General features: G+C 64.0%; 1 protein-coding gene. It reads left to right on the top strand.

Annotated elements, in window-relative coordinates:
• A partial coding sequence (locus tag U5A52_RS43000; RefSeq protein WP_321940489.1) for a GGDEF domain-containing protein occupies positions 1-574 on the top strand: 574 nt, incomplete at its 5' end.
• Positions 575-842: the final 268 nt, after the last annotated feature.

The following is an 842-nucleotide window of genomic DNA, read 5'->3' on the forward strand; positions in this document are numbered from 1 at the left end:
TGCGCGGCTTGCCCAGGCGACCGCGCGTACTGAGAGCGCACTGCAGGACCTGCAGCGGACCAATGACACGCTCAGGCACCTTGCTGCGACCGATCCGCTTACTGGCGCGGCCAACCGGCGCCAGTTCATCGAGTCCGTCGAGGCCGAGATCGGCCGCGCCCAGCACGGTGGAGCGCCCTTTTCCCTGCTGGCGCTCGACATCGATCGTTTCAAGGCAATCAACGACGCGTACGGGCACCAGGCGGGCGACGATGTGCTGCGCGAATTCGTGCAGAAATGCCTTGATGCGATACGCCCTTACGACGGCGTCGCGCGCGTCGGGGGGGAGGAGTTCATGGTGCTGCTGCCGCAGGCAGGTCTGGACACCGCCCTCGCGATTGGCGAGCGAATCCGCACGACGATCGCTGGCAGTACGTTCGAGGCTGGCAGCGGGCGCCGCGGCGAAGTGACAGTCAGCGTCGGCGCCTCCCAGTTCGGCCGCGACGGCAAGACGATCGACACGATCCTGCGTGCAGCTGACGAGCGGCTCTACAGCGCGAAACATCTGGGTCGCAACCGTGTCGTCGTCGCCTAAGCCTGGCTGCATGCATCGGGACAGTCTCCGCCATGTTCCCCCCCATTCGGGATGGACTCGATCAGACGAGGCATCTGTGAAATGAATGAGCGCTAGAACAAGAGCTGTCATGTCGCGTAAGCGCGCCGGCCGTTACCTGGGTGACGAAAGCGGCGCGGTGATGAAGGCATCGACCAGCCACAGGCAACACGAAGGGGCTCCATGATGACTTTGCTCGACCAGGAAATTGCACATATTACCCACGCGGTGCGGTCCTCTGTTTGCAGGC

Origin of the sequence: Paraburkholderia sp. J8-2 (assembly GCF_905220195.1) — a bacterium.
Classification (GTDB): domain Bacteria; phylum Pseudomonadota; class Gammaproteobacteria; order Burkholderiales; family Burkholderiaceae; genus Paraburkholderia.